The sequence below is a fragment of the Streptomyces zinciresistens K42 genome, assembly GCF_000225525.1.
Taxonomy (GTDB): domain Bacteria; phylum Actinomycetota; class Actinomycetes; order Streptomycetales; family Streptomycetaceae; genus Streptomyces; species Streptomyces zinciresistens.
The window spans coordinates 40202-57525 of the sequence record NZ_AGBF01000011.1; the positions used below are offsets into that span (position 1 = coordinate 40202).

A 17324-nucleotide genomic window follows, 5' to 3' on the forward strand; every position below is an offset into this window, starting at 1 on the left:
CGAGCCTCCCCCCTCGTGACTCGGACCACCCTCGGTTCTGCGCGCGAAGAACCGCGCGCACAAGGCTAGTTGACTCTCTGTCAGTGTCCAATCACCGTAGCGACAGCGGGCTATCGACTTATTTACAGTTGGGCCCCGCCCCGGGGGTGGTGAGAAGGGCGGGGAAGGGGAGGAAGCGGCGTGGACCTGGCCTTGCTGCGCACTTTCGTCACCGTGCACCGGGCCGGCTCCTTCACCCGGGCCGCCGCACTGCTCGGTCTGTCCCAGCCGGCGGTCACCTCGCAGATACGCACGCTGGAGCGGCAGTTGGGCCGTCCCCTGTTCCTGCGGCAGGCCCGGGGGGTGACCCCCACCTCCCTGGGCGACGAACTCGCCCACAAAGCGGCTCCCCATCTCGACGCCCTCGTGGAGATCACCGAGACGGGTCTCGACGACGAGTCGTCCTCGCGGTCCCTGCACCTGGCCGGACCGCCGGAGTTCACCGCCGAGCGCGCGCTGCCCGCGCTCACCGCTCTGATCGGTGCGGAGGGCGGTCGGGGGTTCGCCCTGCGTGCGTCGTTCGGCAACGCCGAGGAGTCCCTGGAGGGGCTGTCGGCCGGTCACCACGATCTGGCCATCAGTACGGCCCGGCCGCGGGGTGCCCTGCTCACGCGACTCCGCTCTGCGACGAGGAGCATGTCCTCGTCGCCGCGCCGCACTGGAGGGAACGGCTGGGGGCGGGGCGGCCGCGCGGCAAGGGATCGCCCGCGCCGGAGGACGTCCCGGTGGTCGAGGTGCACGAGTCCCTGCCGTTCGTCTCGCGCTACTGGGCCTCGGTCTTCGACTCCCGTCCGGTCGCCCCGGGCACGGTGATCGTCCCCGACCTGCGCGCGGTCCTCGCGTGCGCCGTCGCGGGGGCGGGGCTGGCGGTGCTGCCCCGCTATCTGTGCGCCGCCGCCCTGGAGCGCGGCGAGGTCGTCGCCCCGTACGCGCCCGCGGTGCCGCCGCTGCGGACGTACTTCCTGGCGGTGCGCACCGGAACGCTCGCGATGCCTCATGTCGCACGGGCGCACGAGTGGCTGGTGCGAGCCGCTTCCGACTGGTCCTGAGCAGGCATTCCGCCCTCGTCACGGGCCGGGCTCCACCGGTGACGTCCTGCGATGTTTCACGTGGAACCAGCCGGGCCACATTTCTCCCATGACCGTCCGACCCGTGGTCAAGCGCACCGCCCGCGCCGTCCTGCTGGACGGCGACGATCTGATCCTGATCAAGCGCACCAAGCCAGGCGTGGATCCCTACTGGGTCACGCCCGGCGGGGGTGTCGAGCCGACGGATCCGACCGTCGTCGACGCCCTGCACCGCGAGGTCTACGAGGAGCTCGGCGCCAAGGTCACCGACGTGGTGCCGTGTTTCGTCGACACCGTCGAGCACATCGGTGCGGACGGCGGTACGAGCGGCGCGAAGGTGCAGCACTTCTTCGTCTGCCACCTGGCGTCGATGGACCCCTCCTTGCGGAACGGTCCCGAGGTGGACGAGCCCATCGGCGAGTACGAGATCGTACGGGTGCCCTTCACCCGGGTCGGGATCGCCTCGGTCCATCTGGTGCCGCTGTCGCTGCGGCACTATCTCGACGGCAACATCGAGGGCGTCCGCGCGCTGCACGCACCCGACCTGGGCTGACGGCCGGGTCTCAGGTGGCGACCAGTTCCTCCACCGAGTCGTGGCGTATGCGCTCGGACGGGACGCCGATGCCCCGCAGGGCGTCCACCCCGCTGCGGATCATGCCGGGCGGCCCGGAGACATAGGCGTCGTACTCGGTCCAGGGGCCGAACTCGCGGATGGCCTCGGGGAGCTGGAGCAGCCCGTGGCGGTCGACCACGGGGCGGACCTCCAGCCAGGGATGGGACTGCCGGAGCCTGAGCATGGTGTCGATGTCGTACAGGTCCTGGTCGGTGCGGGCGCCGTAGAAGACCTGGACGGGGCGGCGGGTGCCGTGCTCGGCGACGTCCTCGACCAGGGCCTTGATGGGCGCTATGCCGGTGCCTCCGCCGACGCAGAGCAGTCCGCTGGCCGTGGTGTGGTCCACGGTCATCGAGCCCGCGGGCGGGCCGAGCCGGACGATGTCGCCGGGCCGTGCGCGGTGGACCAGCGCGTTGGAGACCCATCCGGCCGGGACGGCCTTCACATGGAACGTCAGCAGGCCGTCGGAGCGGGGCGCCGAGGCGAACGAGTAGTGCCGCCAGATCCTGGGCCACCAGGGCGTCTCCACGCTCGTGTACTGGCCGGCGAGGAAGGGGTAGGGCTGGTCGGGGCGGACGGTGACGACCGCGACGTCGGCCCTGCGCAGCTCGTGCGAGACGACCTCGGCGTACCACCAGGCGGGGGCCCGCAGTTCGTCCGCCGCGGCCGCGTCGATCATGACCTGCGAGATCTTGGTGTAGGTGCGGACCCAGGCGGCCTCCGTCTCGCCGTCCCAGACGCCCGCGGCGTACTTGGTGAGCGAGCCGATGAGGCACTCGCCCACGGCCGGGTAGTGCTCGGGGCGGGTGCCGTACTTGCGGTGGCCGCGGCCGAGGTTCTCCAGGTAGTCGACGAGGACCGGGGTGTTGTCGATGTGTTCGGCGGCGGTGAGGAGGGCCTTGAGCAGACGGTCGCGCTGGGTGTCCATCGCGGCCGGGAACAGCGGGCGCAGATCGGGGTGGCGCACGAACAGCAGCGCGTAGAAGTAGGAGGTGACCTTGTCGGCCACGGGCCCGATCTCGGCCATCGTGCGGCGGATGAGGAGGGCGTCGGGGGACGCGGGCGGGGCCGGTGCGGTGCGCTGGGTGGGTATCCGCAGTTGCGGGGGCGCAGAGGTGAGGGAAGCGAGGCTCCCGGTCCGCGGTGGGGCTTCGGTGGCCTGGGCGGCGCTGTGCGGGGCGGACGGCGGGGCCGGGCGGCCGGGAGGGCCGGGGGTCGATATCGCGGCGGGCGGCGCCGCTTCAGGGGCCGGCGGCGGGGTGGGATCCGGGACGGCGGTGTCCGGTGGGCCCTGCGATGCCGGTTCGGCCGTCTTGGCGGGCCGCGGCGCGGCCGGGGGCGCCGGGGACCGTACTTCTCCCCCCGAGGCCCTGCCCACGGGGCGCATCCCCGCCAGGCGGCTGCCCTCGGCGGGCTGTTCCTGCTCGGTGGTCGGAGTGGTCGCCGGCTGCTTGCGCGGCGTGAACCAGCCGCCCCCGCCGCCGGAAGTGCCGTTGTCGGCCGACGCGGTGGTCGGAGCGTCCATGGTGTGCCTCGCCTCGAACATCTTTCGGTCGGTCTACGCACTTCCTCGATGGAAGGTGCCTGGTTCCCCCGCGGCGGCCCGCATTCCCCGTTCGTTGCCCGTAACCGATACGGCCACATTCAACCCGCATTCCCCCCTCGGCGCGGACAAATAGGGAGAGAGTGTGACATTGGCCGCAGTAACTCCCGACGAAGCATCCCATTGAGTGCGGATGCCCTCGTCGTATAACCGGGAACGCGGGTCTTCGATCTCTCCGTCCCCTTAAGCTGCGTTTCCTTGCGCTCGATGCCCGTCGCCCGTCCGGATCACGGCCAGGACACGAACCGGACTCGACCATACCGGCAGCGGCCCCGATCACAAGTCCCCCCAGGGTCCCTCACCGACGAGGCGGCGGCGCGAGCGCGCGATTCCTTCAATTACCTTCTGCTGCGCACCAATTCGTAGGCTTCCCATAGATCCATCCCCGTGTAGGAGTGGGTCGCGAGGCCCGCCGGATGACGGCCCCGTTGACCGCGACGGAGACCGGGACGGCGCCGAACAGGTATTTGTCCGACGATGAGTCGCGATAGGCCACACACGGGGCCCGCGCCACCCCGAACCGCGCGCACAACTGGTCGAGCGCCAAGGTCTGCGGCTCCAGACCGAGTTGACGTGAGAATTCCACCGGGGCGGAAGTGCCGTACAGAAGGGTGTCGTCCAGGTCGAAGAGATGGCGTCCCGCCATGGACGTCCAGTCTGAAGGAGAAGCCGCCGCACATCGGTCGGCCGCCGTTCCCCCATGTTTCACGTGAAACGCCCAGCGCCGGTCCACTCCCCGCGCATCTGGTCCATGGCATGGCCAAAAGCTCGTACGTCTCCTGGGAAACGGCTGGACGATCAGGGTCGTCGTCAGACAGCCTGACCTGCGTGCCGACTCCTTCCCCCGCCGCTCTGCCCATTCGCCGACTGACACACCGCGACCTCGTCGCCTGTGCAGATCTGTCCGAGGACCGGGGCTGGCCCCGGGAGGAACACAAATGGGGGTTCCTCCTCACCGCCGGCACCGGCTACGGCATCGACGACCCCCGGGGCGGGCTCCTCAGCGCCTGTGTGATCACGGAGTACGGGTCGCCGCAGAGCCCCGACCTGGCGGCCGTCGGCATGGTGCTGGTCGCCGCACGCCACGCCCGGCAGGGCGTCGGCCGGCGTCTGATGCGCCACGTCGTCTCCACGATGGGGACGACTCCTCTGACGCTGCACGCCACGCCGAACGGGCTGCCGCTGTACGAGGAGCTCGGTTTCAAGGTGATCGGCCGAGCGGAGATGGTGCGCGGCCGCTTCGAGCCCGGCGCCCTGCGGCCCGCGGTCGCCACGCGTGCGGCCACCGCGGAGGATCTCGCGGCGATCGTCCGGCTCGACGAGGAGGTGTTCGGCGTGGACCGCACCCCCATCGTCACGCGGCTGCCCGCCTTCGCCGACCAGCTGCGGGTGGCCGAGGAGAACAGCCGGATCATCGGCTACGCGGGAGTCTGGCCCAACATGGACACCCACGTCGTGGGGCCGCTCGTGGCACGGGACACGGAGACGGCGAAGGCGCTCGTCACCTCCCTCGCCGAGCGCACCGACCGCCCGCTGCGCACGGACATCGACATCCGCCACGAAGAACTGCTGGCGTGGGTGAAGGAGCGCGGTCTCGCTCCCGTCGCCTTCAACTCCGTGATGGCGTACGGCATCTCCGAGCTGCCCGGCGACTGGACCCGGCGGTTCGCACCGCTGACGGTGGCCGCGGGCTGAGTGGACCACGCCGAAGCGCCGGTTCCCGTCGGGGAACCGGCGCTTCGGTAGGTGCCCGGTGCGGCACGTCAGCCGAGGGCCTCGACGGCGGCCCGCGCGAACTGGTGGTCCTGCTCGGGCGCACCGCCGCCGACACCGATCGCACCGATCAGGCGACCGTCCCGGTGGAGCGGCACGCCGCCAGCGATGAACAGCAGGGGCCGGTCCAGCGCGGTGGGCAGGGTGTGGAAGGGGCCGCCCGGCCGCACGGCGTCGACCAGGTCCGCGGTCGGGGCGTCGAGTTGGAGGGCCGTGTACGCCTTGCGGGTGCTCGTCTCACCCGAGATCAGCACGGCGCGGTCGTCGCGTCGGAAGGCCAGCAGATGGCCTCCGGCGTCCAGGACGGTGACGCTGACCTTGACGTCGGCGGTCTCGGCGGCCCGGTGGGCGGCGACGACGAGGAGGTCGGCGTCGTGGCTGGTCAGGGGGGTGACGCTGGTGCTCATGCGGAGGTTCTCCTTCAGGGTGTGCGCAGGTGGTGGCGGGGCCGAGGCAGGTGGGGGACGTGACGGCACCCGGTGCGCAGGTCCTGGCCTCGCGCCCGGGGCCGGCTTCACCGGTGGACGACGGCACGCTGCTCGGCGGGTACGGCGCCCGTGACGACGGTTCCGGCGCGGGCTGTGCCGCGACGCTCCAGGGCCGCCGAGAGGAAGGCCAGCAGCAGCGCGGAGGCGGCGAGGGCGGCACCGACCCAGTTGGGCGAGGTGTAGCCGAGGCCGGACGCGATGACCATGCCGCCGAGCCAGGCCGAGAGGGCGTTGCCGAGGTTGAAGGCGCCGATGTTCACGGCCGACGCCAGCGTCGGCGCGCCGTGGGCCTGGTCGAGAACGCGCTTCTGCAGCGGCGGCACGGTGGCGAAGCCCAGGGCGCCGATCAGCGCGACGGTGACGGCGGCGAGGACCTTGTTGTGTGCCGTGAGCGTGAAGAGCGCGAGCACGACGGCGAGGGCGCCCAGGGAGACGTAGAGCAGGGGCATCAGGGCGCGGTCGGCGTACTTGCCGCCGATCAGGTTGCCGCCGACCATGCCGAGCCCGAACAGGACCAGCAGCCAGGTGACGGAGCCGTCGGCGAAGCCCGCGACGTTGGTCATCATCGGCGCGATGTAGGTGATGGCGGCGAAGACGCCGCCGAAGCCGAGGACGGTCATCGCCATGGCGAGGAGGACCTGGGCGTTCTTGAACGCGGCCAGCTCGTGGCGCAGGCTCACGCCCTCCTGGCGGGGCATGTCCGGGACGAGCCTGGCGATGCCGGCCAGGCCCACCACTCCGAGAGCCGCGACGATGCCGAAGGTGACCCGCCAGCCGGCGGCCTGCCCGACGAACGTGCCCAGCGGGACGCCGACGACGTTCGCGACGGTGAGACCGGTGAACATCATCGCGATGGCGCCCGCCTTCTTGTCCGGGGCGACCAGGTCGGCCGCGACGACCGAGCCGATGCCGAAGAAGGCGCCGTGGGCGAGGGAGGCGACCACGCGCCCGATCAGCATGACGCCGAAGGCGGGTGCGAGGGCGGAGACCAGGTTGCCGATGATGAACAGTCCCATCAGCAGCATCAGCATCCGCTTGCGGGAGACCTTGGTGCCGAGCACGGTCATCAGCGGGGCGCCGAGGACCACGCCGAGCGCGTACCCGGTCACCAGCAGTCCGCCCGTGGGGATGGAGACCCCGAAGTCGCCCGCGACCTCGGGCAGCAAGCCCATGATCACGAACTCCGTGGTGCCGATTCCGAAGGCCCCGATCGCGAGGGCCAGAAGCGCGAGAGGCATGGAGGGGTACCTTCCCAGAAGATTGCAGGAGCGCTTTACGCGTCGTAACAATACTTGCAGGCGCGGCATACTTGCAAACGCGGGCTTTTGTGACACGCTCCACCCCGCCCGGCCGCAGCCGCTCCGGGTCGGAGGGGACGGCATGACCGCGACGGAGCCCGTCCGCGCCCACCCCTCCTGGACGCGGCAGGCCGCACCAACGGAACCGTCCCGCGCCAAGCCCTCGACACCGCCGCACACGACCCCGGACCCGCCCCCTCGTCCACGCCGTGGAGTCGCCGCCGGCTCCCGCATAGGGTGCGGCCATGGGAGATCTTGAGATACGGCCCGCCACCGCCGACGACATCCCCGCGATCGTCGGGATGCTCGCGGACGATCCGCTCGGCGCCCGGCGGGAGTCACCGGACGACCTGACGCCCTACCTCGCCGCCCTGGAACGGATCAGCGGCGACCCCCACCAACATCTGGTCGTGGCCGTCCGCGAAGGGCGCGTCATCGGCACGCTCCAGCTCACGGTCATCCCCGGGCTGTCCCGACGCGGCGCCACACGCTCCCTCATCGAAGCCGTACGCATTCACGCCGAGGAGCGCGGCACCGGACTCGGAAGCCGTCTCATCGAGTGGGCCGCCGCCGAATCGCGGCGCCAGGGCTGCCAGTTGGTCCAGCTGACGTCCGACCGCTCCCGAACGGACGCGCACCGCTTCTACGAACGGCTCGGCTTCATCCCCTCTCACACGGGCTTCAAGCTCTCCCTGTGAGAGGTCCGGGTGGCTGTTTCACGTGAAACCAGCCACCCTGCGACCACGTCAGAACGCCCCCGCCCCCCGCCATCCGCCGGCATCCACGCCACCGGGCACGGAAGCGCCCTCCTCGTACGGCTGACGTGTGAACACGAACGACCCCAGGTCCAGATGGTCCACGGTCCCGTCAGGCCGCCGTACGGCCCTCAGGAGCTCGCCCGCGTAGTAGCCCTCCAGGCCCGTCCAGGTGCCGTCGCCGCTGGCCCGGAAGCGAGAACCCCTCCCCTTGCCCGAGAGCGGCTCCAGCGAGGCGAGCCCGTCGGCGGTCAGTCTCAGTGCGAACGCGTGCGTCCCCCAGTACCACTGGCCCGCCAGCTCCAGGTCGTTCGCGTCGATCTCGTGCGCGGGCCGCCAGGGCTCGGGGATCCGCGGCTCCGCCTCGGCGACGATCCGCACCAGATCGGCGGCCACGGAGGTGACCAGCGGGCCGGAGGTGCAGTTGGCGAGCACGACGGCGGCGACATCGTCCTCGACGCCCATGGTCAGACAGGCGAGGAAGCCGGGCAGCGAGCCCGAGTGCCCCACCAGGGCCCTGCCGTCCTGATGCCGGATCTCCAGTCCGAGGCAGTAGGCGTAGCCGTTGCTGACGTCGGCTGCCTCCTGCGGGGCCGCGGGCGTACGCATCTCCCGCAGCGAGGCGGCGCTCAGCACCCGGTCGTCGCCCCGCATCAGGAACCCGGCGAACCTCGCCAGATCGCCGGTGGTCGACCAGAGTTGCCCGGCCGCCGCCATCCGGCCGAGGTCCTCGGCGGGTTCGGGGAGCATCACATCGGCCCACGGGTGCACGGCCCAGCCGCCCGCGTGCGGCGCCCGGGGCCGGCCGCCGGTGCGGACCAGTTCCAGCGGGTCGAGCACCTCGGCGCGCAGGACGTCCTCCCACGCGGCCCCCCGCAGCTTCTCGACGAGCGCGCCCAGCACCGTGTAGCCGGGATTCGAGTAGTGGAAGCGGCGCCCGCGCGGATGCCGGAACGGCTGTTCCCCGAGCACGTCGGAGAGTTCGGGACGCACGTCCCCGGACGTACGCTCCCACCACGGCGCCGGCGTCTCGGCCGCGAGCCCGCCGGAGTGCGCGAGCAGCTCGGCGACGGTGACCTCCCCCACACCCGTGCCCGGCAGATGCCTCTCCACCGGGTCACCGAGATCGAGCAGGCCCTCGTCGCGCAGCCGCAGCACGAGCACGGCGGTGAAGGTCTTGGTGATCGATCCGATGCGGTACTGCACGTCCTCGTCCGGCCCGTGCCCGTCGACGGAGGTCCGCGAGCCGTGCCACACCGCCCGCCCGTCCCGTACCACCGCGGCGACCATCGAGGGCGCGCGCCCTTCGGCCTGCGCGACGGCGACGCGATGCAGCAGCGCACGTCGGGTGGCAGGCAACAGCTCTGCCTGAATTGTCGTCATACCCCCAGTCCACCCCGCAAGCCCCACGGGAGTCGAGCCGGTATCCCCGGAGTGCGGGTGTCGTCCTCCCCGGATCAGGTCTGCGCCATGTCCACGAAGCGGGAGTAGTGGCCCTGGAAGGCGACCGTGATCGTGGCTGTCGGGCCGTTGCGGTGCTTGCCCACGATGATGTCGGCCTCGCCCGCGCGGGGCGACTCCTTCTCGTAGGCGTCCTCACGGTGCAGCAGGATCACCATGTCGGCGTCCTGCTCGATGGAACCGGACTCACGCAGGTCGGACACCATCGGCTTCTTGTCCGTGCGCTGCTCGGGACCACGGTTCAGCTGCGAGAGCGCGATGACCGGGACTTCCAGTTCCTTGGCGAGGAGCTTGAGGTTACGCGACATGTCCGAGACCTCCTGCTGACGGCTCTCGGAGCGTTTGGAACCGCCGGCCTGCATCAGCTGGAGATAGTCGATGATCACCAGCTTGATGTCGTTGCGCTGCTTGAGACGGCGGCACTTCGCGCGGATCTCCATCATCGACAGGTTCGGGGAGTCGTCGATGTAGAGCGGCGCCGCGGACACCTCGGGCATCCGGCGGGCCAGCCGTGTCCAGTCCTCGTCGGTCATCGTGCCGGACCGCATGTGGTGCAGAGCCACCCGCGCCTCGGCCGAGAGCAGGCGCATCGCGATCTCGTTGCGCCCCATTTCCAGGGAGAAGATGACGCTGGGCAGGTTGTGCTTGATCGACGCCGCCCGCGCGAAGTCCAGCGCCAGAGTGGACTTACCCATGGCGGGACGGGCCGCGATGACGACCATCTGGCCGGGGTGCAGGCCGTTGGTGAGGGAGTCGAGATCGGTGAAGCCGGTGGGTACGCCCGTCATCTCGCCGGTGCGGGAGCCGATCGCCTCGATCTCGTCGAGCGCGCCCTCCATGATGTCGCCGAGGGGCAGATAGTCCTCGCTGGTCCGCTGCTCGGTGACCGCGTAGATCTCGGCCTGCGCACGGTTGACGATCTCGTCGACGTCGTCGTCGGCCGCGTATCCCATCTGTGTGATGCGGGTACCGGCCTCGACCAGGCGCCGCAGCACGGCACGCTCGTGGACGATCTCCGCGTAGTACTCGGCGTTCGCGGCCGTCGGCACCGTCTGGACGAGGGTGTGCAGATACGAGGCTCCGCCGACCTTGTTGATCTCACCGCGCTTGGTGAGTTCGGCGGCGATGGTGATCGGGTCGGCCGGCTCGCCCTTGGCGTAGACGTCGAGGATCGCCTGGAAGATCGTCTCGTGCGCCGGCTTGTAGAAGTCGTGCCCCTTGATGACCTCGACCACGTCGGCGATCGCGTCCTTGGACAGGAGCATGCCGCCGAGCACCGACTGCTCGGCGTCGAGATCCTGCGGCGGCACCCGCTCGAAGGCGGAACCCCCGCCTTCCCACTCGCCGCTGTCCCGGCCCCGGTCGTGCTGCTCGTCACGGCCGCGGCCGTCGCCGCGGCGGCGGGAGGCGGGCAGACGATCGCCCGGCCCGCTGTCGGCCCACGGGTCGTTCAAGGGCTCGGAAATGCTCACCGAGCAACCTCCTCCCGTCCGCCGAGCGGACCTCGCCGTGCCCCACAGTTCTACGGCACGCCACTGACAAAATGAGAGACCCAACTCCGCTTGTGGCAGGTCGTTTTTAGGGCGGTTTCCCGGCCGTCGGACGCAGTGGGCGCCGGACCACGTTAGGCCCGTCGGCACCGTCAGCCAATCTGGTTATCCACAGGCCATGTGGACGACGGGCCCGATGCTGTGGAGAACTCGGCAAAACCTGTGCACGACCCGGTGGACAGCCCTGTGAACAAGACCCCGCCCCTTCCCGAAGACCATCCTTGACCTGCATCTTTGCCATCCACCGGCTGTGCAGAAGAAAAACTTCCCCAGTCGGACCAAGATCGCTTCGAACGGTGTGCGCGAGCACACCCCACGAGACGGGAAGTAAGGGTCTCAAGCGCATTGCATCTCTTACCTGTGGACGATTAGATTGGTGGCCATGACACAGGCCCCCGCGACTCCCAAGGCCGCCCGGCGGCAGCACGACCGAGAGATCGTCGCACTGGCCGTGCCGGCCTTCGGCGCCCTGGTCGCCGAGCCCCTTTTCGTGATGGCCGACAGCGCGATCGTCGGCCATCTCGGCACCGCCCAGCTCGCGGGCCTCGGGATCGCTTCGGCCCTCCTCGTGACAGCCGTCAGCGTCTTCGTCTTCCTCGCCTACGCCACCACGGCGGCCGTCGCCCGCCGCGTGGGCGCCGGCGACCTCCAGGCGGCCATCCGCCAAGGCATGGACGGCATATGGCTCGCCCTTCTGCTGGGCGCCGTCGTCATCGCGGCGGTCCTCCCCACGGCCCCGTCCCTCGCGCAACTCTTCGGCGCCTCCGACACCGCCGCCCCCTACGCGACGACCTATCTACGGATCTCGGCGCTCGGCATCCCCGCCATGCTGGTCGTCCTCGCCGCCACCGGCGTGCTGCGCGGCCTCCAGGACACGAGGACACCTCTCTACGTAGCCATCGGAGGCTTCGTCGCCAACGCCCTGCTGAACGTCGGCCTCGTCTACGGTGCCGGCCTCGGCATCGCGGGTTCCGCCTGGGGCACCGTCATCGCCCAGTGGGGCATGGCCGCGGTCTACCTCGTGGTCGTCGTGCGCGGGGCACGCAGGCACGGTGCCTCCCTGCGCCCCGATGCCGCCGGTATACGCGCCTCAGCCCAGGCCGGAATCCCGCTCCTGGTGCGCACACTCTCCCTCCGCGCCATTCTCATGATCGCCACGGCGGTCGCGGCCCGCCTCGGGGACGCCGACGTGGCCGCCCACCAGATCATCCTGTCGCTGTGGAGTCTGCTCGCCTTCGCCCTGGACGCGATCGCCATCGCCGGGCAGGCCATCATCGGGCGCTATCTCGGCGCCGGTGACGCCCAGGGCGCCCGAGCCGCCTGTCGCCGCATGGTGGAGTGGGGCATCGCGGCCGGTGTCGTGCTGGGACTGCTCGTGGTGATCGCCCGGCCGCTGTTCCTGCCCCTGTTCACCAGCGACTCGGTTGTCCAGGACACCGCCCTGCCGGCGCTGCTGATGGTGGCGCTCTCCCAGCCGATCTGCGGGGTGGTCTTCGTTCTGGACGGCGTTCTGATGGGAGCGGGTGACGGGCCCTATCTCGCCGGGGCCATGGTGGTCACCCTGGCCCTCTTCACCCCGGTGGCTCTGCTGGTCCCCGTGCTGGGTGGAGGACTCACCGCGGTATGGGCGGCCATGACGCTGATGATGACCGTGCGCATGGCAACGCTCTGGCTGCGAGCCCGCTCGGGCCGCTGGATCGTCACGGGGGCGACCCGGTGACGGTTTCACGTGAAACAGCGTGTTTCACGTGAAACGGGCCCACGGTCCTTCGCACTCCAACCCCCGCCGCGCCCCGCGCCCCCGTGTCAGGCCACAGAGAAGGGGCCGTACCCGTCGTCGTCCGGGTACGGCCCCTTCTCCCAGCTTGTCAGCCGAGCACGGCGATCAGGCCGCGATGACCTCGATGTTGACCTTGGCGGCCACCTCGGGGTGCAGACGCACGGACGTCTCGTGGGCGCCCAGGGTCTTGATCGGCGAACCGAGCTCGATACGGCGCTTGTCGACCTCGGGACCACCGGCGGCCTTGATCGCGGAAGCGACGTCGGCCGGGGTGACGGAACCGAAGAGACGACCGGCGTCGCCGGAGCGGACGGCCAGACGGACCTTCACGCCCTCGAGCTGGGCCTTCACAGCGTTGGCCTGCTCGATGGTCTGGATCTCGTGGATCTTGCGAGCACGACGGATCTGTGCGACGTCCTTCTCGCCACCCTTGGTCCAGCGGATAGCGAACTTCCGCGGGATCAGGTAGTTGCGAGCGTAGCCGTCCTTGACGTCGACGACGTCGCCCGCGGCACCGAGGCCGGAGACCTCGTGGGTCAGGATGATCTTCATGAGTCGGTCACCCTTCCCTTATCGCGCGGTGGAGGTGTAGGGCAGCAGCGCCATCTCACGGCTGTTCTTGACGGCCGTGGCGACGTCACGCTGGTGCTGCGTGCAGTTGCCGGTCACGCGGCGGGCACGGATCTTGCCGCGGTCGGAAATGAACTTCCGCAGCATGTTCGTGTCCTTGTAGTCCACGTACGTGACCTTGTCCTTGCAGAAAGCGCAGACCTTCTTCTTCGGCTTGCGCACAGGCGGCTTCGCCATGGGTGTTTCTCCTGTGTGATCAAGAAGTGTGGGTACGGCCCACCCCTGACCCGAAGGTCTAGAAGGGGGGCTCGTCCGAGTAGCCGCCGCTGTTGCCACCGCCGCCGGAGTTTCCACCCCAGCCGCCGCCACCGCCGCCGCCCTGGTTGCCACCGGCGGGTGCGCTGGTCGCCCAGGGGTCGTCGGCGGGAGCACCGCCGCCCTGCTGGCCGCCGCCGGAGTTGCCACCCCAGCCGCCACCACCCTGGCCGCCACCGCCACCGCCGCCGTAACCACCCTGGCCACCGCGCGCGCCACCGGAGGTCTTGGTGACCTTGGCCGTGGCGCTGCGCAGGCTGGCGCCGACTTCCTCGACGTCCAGCTCGTAGACCGTGCGCTTGACGCCCTCACGGTCCTCGTAGGACCGCTGCTTCAGCCGGCCCTGCACGATGACGCGCATGCCTCGCTGGAGCGACTCCGCGACGTTCTCCGCCGCCTGACGCCAGACCGAGCAGGTGAGGAAGAGGCTTTCGCCGTCCTTCCACTCGTTCGTCTGGCGGTCGAAGGTGCGGGGGGTCGACGCGACACGGAACTTCGCGACGGCCGCACCGGACGGGGTGAAGCGCAGCTCGGGGTCGTCGACAAGATTGCCGACGACCGTGATGACGGTCTCGCCTGCCATGGGGAACCTCTCGGCGGGATTGCTCTGGCTGCTTGCTTGCTACTCGAAACCCGAGATCAGCTGAGCGGAGGGCTCAGTGGGTCTCGGGGCGGAGGACCTTGGTCCGGAGGACCGACTCGTTCAGGTTCATCTGGCGGTCGAGCTCCTTGACGACCGCAGGCTCGGCCTGCAGGTCGATGACCGAGTAGATGCCCTCGGGCTTCTTCTTGATCTCGTACGAGAGACGACGACGGCCCCAGGTGTCGACCTTCTCGACCTTGCCGTTGCCCTCACGGACGACGGAGAGGAAGTTCTCGATCAGGGGGGCGACAGCGCGCTCCTCCAGATCGGGGTCGAGGATGACCATCACCTCGTAGTGACGCATGTGGAACCCACCTCCTTTGGACTCGGCGGCCACGGTCGTTCCGTGGCAGGAGGGTTGTGATGCGTACGCAACGGTATCGGCGGGCACTGACAACCGGGGACGGCCTCGCGGCTTGCCCCGATTCGCCCCGGGCAGACACCGGTGCAGACGGTACACAGTACCCGCACACCTGCTTCCGGTTGAAATCCGGCCGCCATGGCCCACAATCTGTACACATCGGGTGTGTACGGCGCTACGATGCGCCGCCTTCCGCAGGAGGTGCCCTATGGCACAGGCAATGCGACCGAACACCGTCGGCGGCCTCTTCGCCACGGACGGCAAGCCCCACCCCCTCCAGGACACGCTGATGGCGGTGACCCTGGTGCTCGGCATCACGTCGTTCGTCACGGCCCAGTTCGACTTCCTGCACCTGCTCAGCTCCTGGACGGGCCTGGTGGGCATCCTCACCGGTGGGTACGGCCAGTGGATCTCGGTGACGACCCGCGAACGCTTCGGCCTGATCGTGGGTCTCGGCGCCTCCGCGGTCGGCTTCTTCCTGGGCATGGCGCACGGCGGGCTCTTCGGCGGCTTGTGACGCGCCCAGGGTCGGATCACCCCCGCCCGCGCGGGAGGCACTTCCGAACATCGGTGGAACACCGCATAGAACACCCTCGACCGCCCCGGCGGCCCACAAAGCCGTGACTAAGCCCCGTACGCCCAGTCGAGGCGCTCCGAAGGCGCAGTAGGCTTCGGCGCGAGAGCCGGAGCCCCTGTATCCATGGGGACACCCCAGCCCGAGGAGCGCCCCGAATGAGCCTGACCCTGAGGACGATCAGTCGCGAGCAGCATCTGGCGTACATCCAGAGCCTGCCGTCGGCGAGCCACATGCAGGTCCCGGCCTGGGCTGACGTCAAGGCTGAGTGGCGTTCGGAGAGCCTCGGCTGGTTCGACCGGAGCGGCGCGCTGGTCGGCGCGGGTCTCGTCCTCTACCGTCAGCTGCCCAAGATCAAGCGCTACCTCGCCTATCTGCCCGAGGGCCCGGTCATCAACTGGTTCGCGCCGAACCTGACCGAGTGGCTGGAGCCCATGCTCGCGCACCTCAAGCAGCAGGGCGCCTTCTCGGTCAAGATGGGCCCGCCGGTGATCATCCGGCGCTGGGAGGCCGGCACCATCAAGCAGGGCATCCAGAACCCCGACGTGAAGCGGCTGCGCGACATCGAGGCCGACTTCATCGAGCCGCGCGCCTTCGAGGTCGCGGACAAGCTGCGCCGCATGGGCTGGCAGCAGGGCGAGGACGGCGGGGCCGGCTTCGGCGACGTGCAGCCCCGGTACGTCTACCAGGTGCCGCTCGCCAACCGGTCTCTGGAAGAGGTCCACAAGAACTTCAACCAGCTGTGGCGGCGCAACATCAAGAAGGCCGAGAAGGCCGGCGTCGAGGTCGTCCAGGGCGGATACCAGGACCTGGAGGAGTGGCAGCGGCTGTACGAGATCACGGCCGTGCGCGACCACTTCCGACCGCGCCCGCTGTCGTACTTCCAGCGCATGTGGACGGCCCTCAACACCGAGGACCCCAACCGGATGCGGCTGTACTTCGCCCGGCACAACGGGGTGAACCTGTCCGCGGCGACCATGCTGATCGTCGGCGGCCACGTCTGGTACTCCTACGGCGCATCCGACAACATCGGCCGCGAGGTCAGGCCCTCGAACGCGATGCAGTGGCGGATGCTGCGCGACGCCTACGCGCTCGGCGCCACCGTCTACGACCTGCGCGGCATCTCCGACTCGCTGGACGAGACCGACCACCTCTTCGGTCTGATCCAGTTCAAGGTGGGCACGGGCGGCCAGGCCGCCGAGTACCTCGGCGAGTGGGACTTCCCGCTGAACAAGCTGCTGCACAAGGCACTCGACATCTACATGTCGCGTCGCTGAGCGCGCGCTCCCCGCTTCGGTCCGGCCGATGGCCGCACCGTCCACAGCTCCTCCTCTGACACACCGCAGCCACGAGAAAGGCTCCAGGTCCGGCCATGGCGCTCACGCTCTACGTCGACACCGCGCGCTGGCGGGCGCACCACAAGCACGTGCAGGAGCAGTTCCCGGGACTCGTCCCGGTCTGCAAGGGCAACGGCTACGGGTTCGGGCACGAGCGGCTGGCCGAGGAGGCCACCCGGCTGGGCTCCGACGTCCTCGCGGTCGGCACGACCTACGAGGCCGCGCGCATCAAGGACTGGTTCGGCGGTGACCTGCTCGTGCTGACGCCGTACCGGCGCGGCGAGGAGCCGGTGCCGCTGCCCGACCGGGTGATCCGCTCGGTGTCCTCGGTGGACGGTGTGTACGGCCTCGTGGGTGCCCGCGTCGTCATCGAGGTGATGTCCTCGATGAAGCGGCACGGGGTCAGCGAGCACGAACTGCCGCAGCTGCACTCCGCCATAGAGAACGTCCGGCTGGAGGGCTTCGCCATCCACCTGCCGCTGGACCGCACCGACGGCTCGGACGCGGTCGAGGAGGTCATCGGCTGGATGGACCGTCTGCGCGCGGCCCGGCTGCCGCTGCACACGATGTTCGTCAGCCATCTCAAGGCCGAGGAACTCGCCCGTCTCCAGCAGCAGTTCCCGCAGACCCGCTTCCGCGCCCGGATCGGGACACGGCTGTGGCTGGGCGACCACGAGGCCACCGAGTACCGCGGCGCGGTCCTCGACGTCACGCGCGTCTCCAAGGGCGACCGTTTCGGCTACCGGCAGCAGAAGACGGCCTCCGACGGCTTCCTGGTCGTCGTGGCGGGCGGCACCTCGCACGGGGTCGGCCTGGAGGCGCCGAAGGCCCTGCACGGCGTCATGCCGCGCGCCAAGGGCGTCGCCCGCGCCGGTCTGGCCACGGTGAACCGGAACCTCTCCCCGTTCGTCTGGGGCGGCAAGCAGCGCTGGTTCGCCGAGCCCCCGCACATGCAGGTCTCGATCCTGTTCGTGCCGTCGGACGCTCCCGAGCCGAAGGTCGGTGACGAGTTGGTCGCCCATCTGCGGAACACCACCACGCAGTTCGACCGGATCGTCGACCGCTGAGCCATCGCCGCTCCGGCGGCACCGAACACC

The 17324-nt window shown here is 70.0% G+C and carries 16 protein-coding genes and 2 pseudogenes; 8 read left to right on the forward strand and 10 right to left on the reverse strand.

Translation table 11 applies throughout. The annotated features are described in order from the left end of the window. Positions 1 to 180 precede the first annotated feature (180 nt). Both SZN_RS06290 and SZN_RS06295 read left to right on the forward strand, forming a co-directional pair. Positions 181 to 1088 (forward strand): annotated as a pseudogene (locus SZN_RS06290) (LysR family transcriptional regulator). Between the two features lie 88 nt (positions 1089 to 1176). After that, positions 1177 to 1659 carry an NUDIX domain-containing protein gene (locus SZN_RS06295; RefSeq protein ID WP_007492487.1) on the forward strand — a complete coding sequence of 161 codons (483 nt, stop codon included), beginning with the start codon at positions 1177 to 1179 and terminating at the stop codon, positions 1657 to 1659. Between the two features lie 10 nt (positions 1660 to 1669). Here the strand turns inward: SZN_RS06295 and SZN_RS06300 are convergent, their stop codons facing one another. Both SZN_RS06300 and SZN_RS42340 read right to left on the reverse strand, forming a co-directional pair. Then, complete coding sequence (locus SZN_RS06300) at positions 1670 to 3265, reverse strand: globin domain-containing protein (RefSeq protein WP_007492488.1); 1596 nt, start codon at positions 3263 to 3265, stop codon at positions 1670 to 1672. Between the two features lie 395 nt (positions 3266 to 3660). After that, positions 3661 to 3968 (reverse strand): annotated as a pseudogene (locus SZN_RS42340) (hypothetical protein). A 182-nt stretch (positions 3969 to 4150) separates the two neighbouring features. Between SZN_RS42340 and SZN_RS06305 the strand changes: the two are divergent. Next, positions 4151 to 5017, forward strand: coding sequence for a GNAT family N-acetyltransferase (locus tag SZN_RS06305; protein WP_007492489.1), 867 nt, complete (start codon positions 4151 to 4153; stop codon positions 5015 to 5017). Positions 5018 to 5085: 68 nt separating this feature from the next. Here SZN_RS06305 and SZN_RS06310 read toward each other — a convergent pair whose 3' ends face one another. Both SZN_RS06310 and SZN_RS06315 read right to left on the reverse strand, forming a co-directional pair. Further along, positions 5086 to 5502 carry a GlcG/HbpS family heme-binding protein gene (locus SZN_RS06310; protein WP_007492490.1) on the reverse strand — a complete coding sequence of 139 codons (417 nt, stop codon included), beginning with the start codon at positions 5500 to 5502 and terminating at the stop codon, positions 5086 to 5088. Positions 5503 to 5609: 107 nt separating this feature from the next. Continuing rightward, positions 5610 to 6821 (reverse strand): MFS transporter, encoded by a 1212-nt coding sequence (locus SZN_RS06315; protein WP_007492491.1) that lies wholly within the window; start codon positions 6819 to 6821, stop codon positions 5610 to 5612. A gap of 305 nt (positions 6822 to 7126) precedes the next feature. Between SZN_RS06315 and SZN_RS06320 the strand changes: the two genes are divergently transcribed. Next, complete coding sequence (locus SZN_RS06320) at positions 7127 to 7579, forward strand: GNAT family N-acetyltransferase (protein ID WP_007492493.1); 453 nt, start codon at positions 7127 to 7129, stop codon at positions 7577 to 7579. A gap of 48 nt (positions 7580 to 7627) precedes the next feature. Here the strand turns inward: SZN_RS06320 and SZN_RS06325 are convergent, their stop codons facing one another. Both SZN_RS06325 and dnaB read right to left on the reverse strand, forming a co-directional pair. Further along, positions 7628 to 9019: a serine hydrolase domain-containing protein gene (locus SZN_RS06325; protein ID WP_043728784.1), complete on the reverse strand. Its 1392-nt coding sequence runs from the start codon at positions 9017 to 9019 to the stop codon at positions 7628 to 7630. A 74-nt stretch (positions 9020 to 9093) separates the two neighbouring features. Continuing rightward, the gene (dnaB, locus tag SZN_RS06330) at positions 9094 to 10569 is read right to left on the reverse strand and encodes a replicative DNA helicase (protein ID WP_007492496.1); all 1476 of its coding nucleotides are present in this window, start codon (positions 10567 to 10569) and stop codon (positions 9094 to 9096) included. Between the two features lie 460 nt (positions 10570 to 11029). Here dnaB and SZN_RS06335 point away from each other — a divergent pair, with 460 nt between their 5' ends. After that, entirely contained in the window at positions 11030 to 12367 is a 1338-nt protein-coding gene (locus tag SZN_RS06335; protein ID WP_007492498.1) for an MATE family efflux transporter, read from the forward strand. Between the two features lie 165 nt (positions 12368 to 12532). On the opposite strand, the gene rplI is transcribed toward SZN_RS06335, so the two are convergent. The 4 genes from rplI to rpsF all read right to left on the reverse strand — a co-directional run bounded on the left by rplI (position 12533) and on the right by rpsF (position 14259). Further along, the gene (rplI, locus tag SZN_RS06340; RefSeq protein ID WP_007492500.1) at positions 12533 to 12979 is read right to left on the reverse strand and encodes a 50S ribosomal protein L9; all 447 of its coding nucleotides are present in this window, start codon (positions 12977 to 12979) and stop codon (positions 12533 to 12535) included. Positions 12980 to 12997: 18 nt separating this feature from the next. Next, on the reverse strand, positions 12998 to 13234 hold the full coding sequence (gene rpsR, locus SZN_RS06345; protein WP_003949403.1) for a 30S ribosomal protein S18: 237 nt from the start codon (positions 13232 to 13234) through the stop codon (positions 12998 to 13000). 58 nt (positions 13235 to 13292) lie between these two features. Then, positions 13293 to 13895, reverse strand: coding sequence for a single-stranded DNA-binding protein (locus tag SZN_RS06350; protein ID WP_007492503.1), 603 nt, complete (start codon positions 13893 to 13895; stop codon positions 13293 to 13295). Between the two features lie 73 nt (positions 13896 to 13968). Continuing rightward, a complete protein-coding gene (gene rpsF, locus SZN_RS06355) occupies positions 13969 to 14259 on the reverse strand; it encodes a 30S ribosomal protein S6 (RefSeq protein WP_005482942.1) in 291 nt (96 codons plus the stop codon). A 265-nt stretch (positions 14260 to 14524) separates the two neighbouring features. Here rpsF and SZN_RS06360 point away from each other — a divergent pair, with 265 nt between their 5' ends. The 3 genes from SZN_RS06360 (at position 14525) to SZN_RS06370 (ending at position 17294) form a co-directional block, all read left to right on the forward strand. Continuing rightward, positions 14525 to 14833, forward strand: coding sequence for a hypothetical protein (locus SZN_RS06360; protein WP_078508469.1), 309 nt, complete (start codon positions 14525 to 14527; stop codon positions 14831 to 14833). A 215-nt stretch (positions 14834 to 15048) separates the two neighbouring features. Beyond that, the gene (femX, locus tag SZN_RS06365; RefSeq protein WP_007492509.1) at positions 15049 to 16167 is read left to right on the forward strand and encodes a peptidoglycan bridge formation glycyltransferase FemX; all 1119 of its coding nucleotides are present in this window, start codon (positions 15049 to 15051) and stop codon (positions 16165 to 16167) included. 95 nt (positions 16168 to 16262) lie between these two features. Beyond that, positions 16263 to 17294, forward strand: a complete 1032-nt coding sequence (locus SZN_RS06370; protein WP_007492511.1) for an alanine racemase — start codon at positions 16263 to 16265, stop codon at positions 17292 to 17294. The last annotated feature ends 30 nt before the right edge of the window (positions 17295 to 17324 follow it).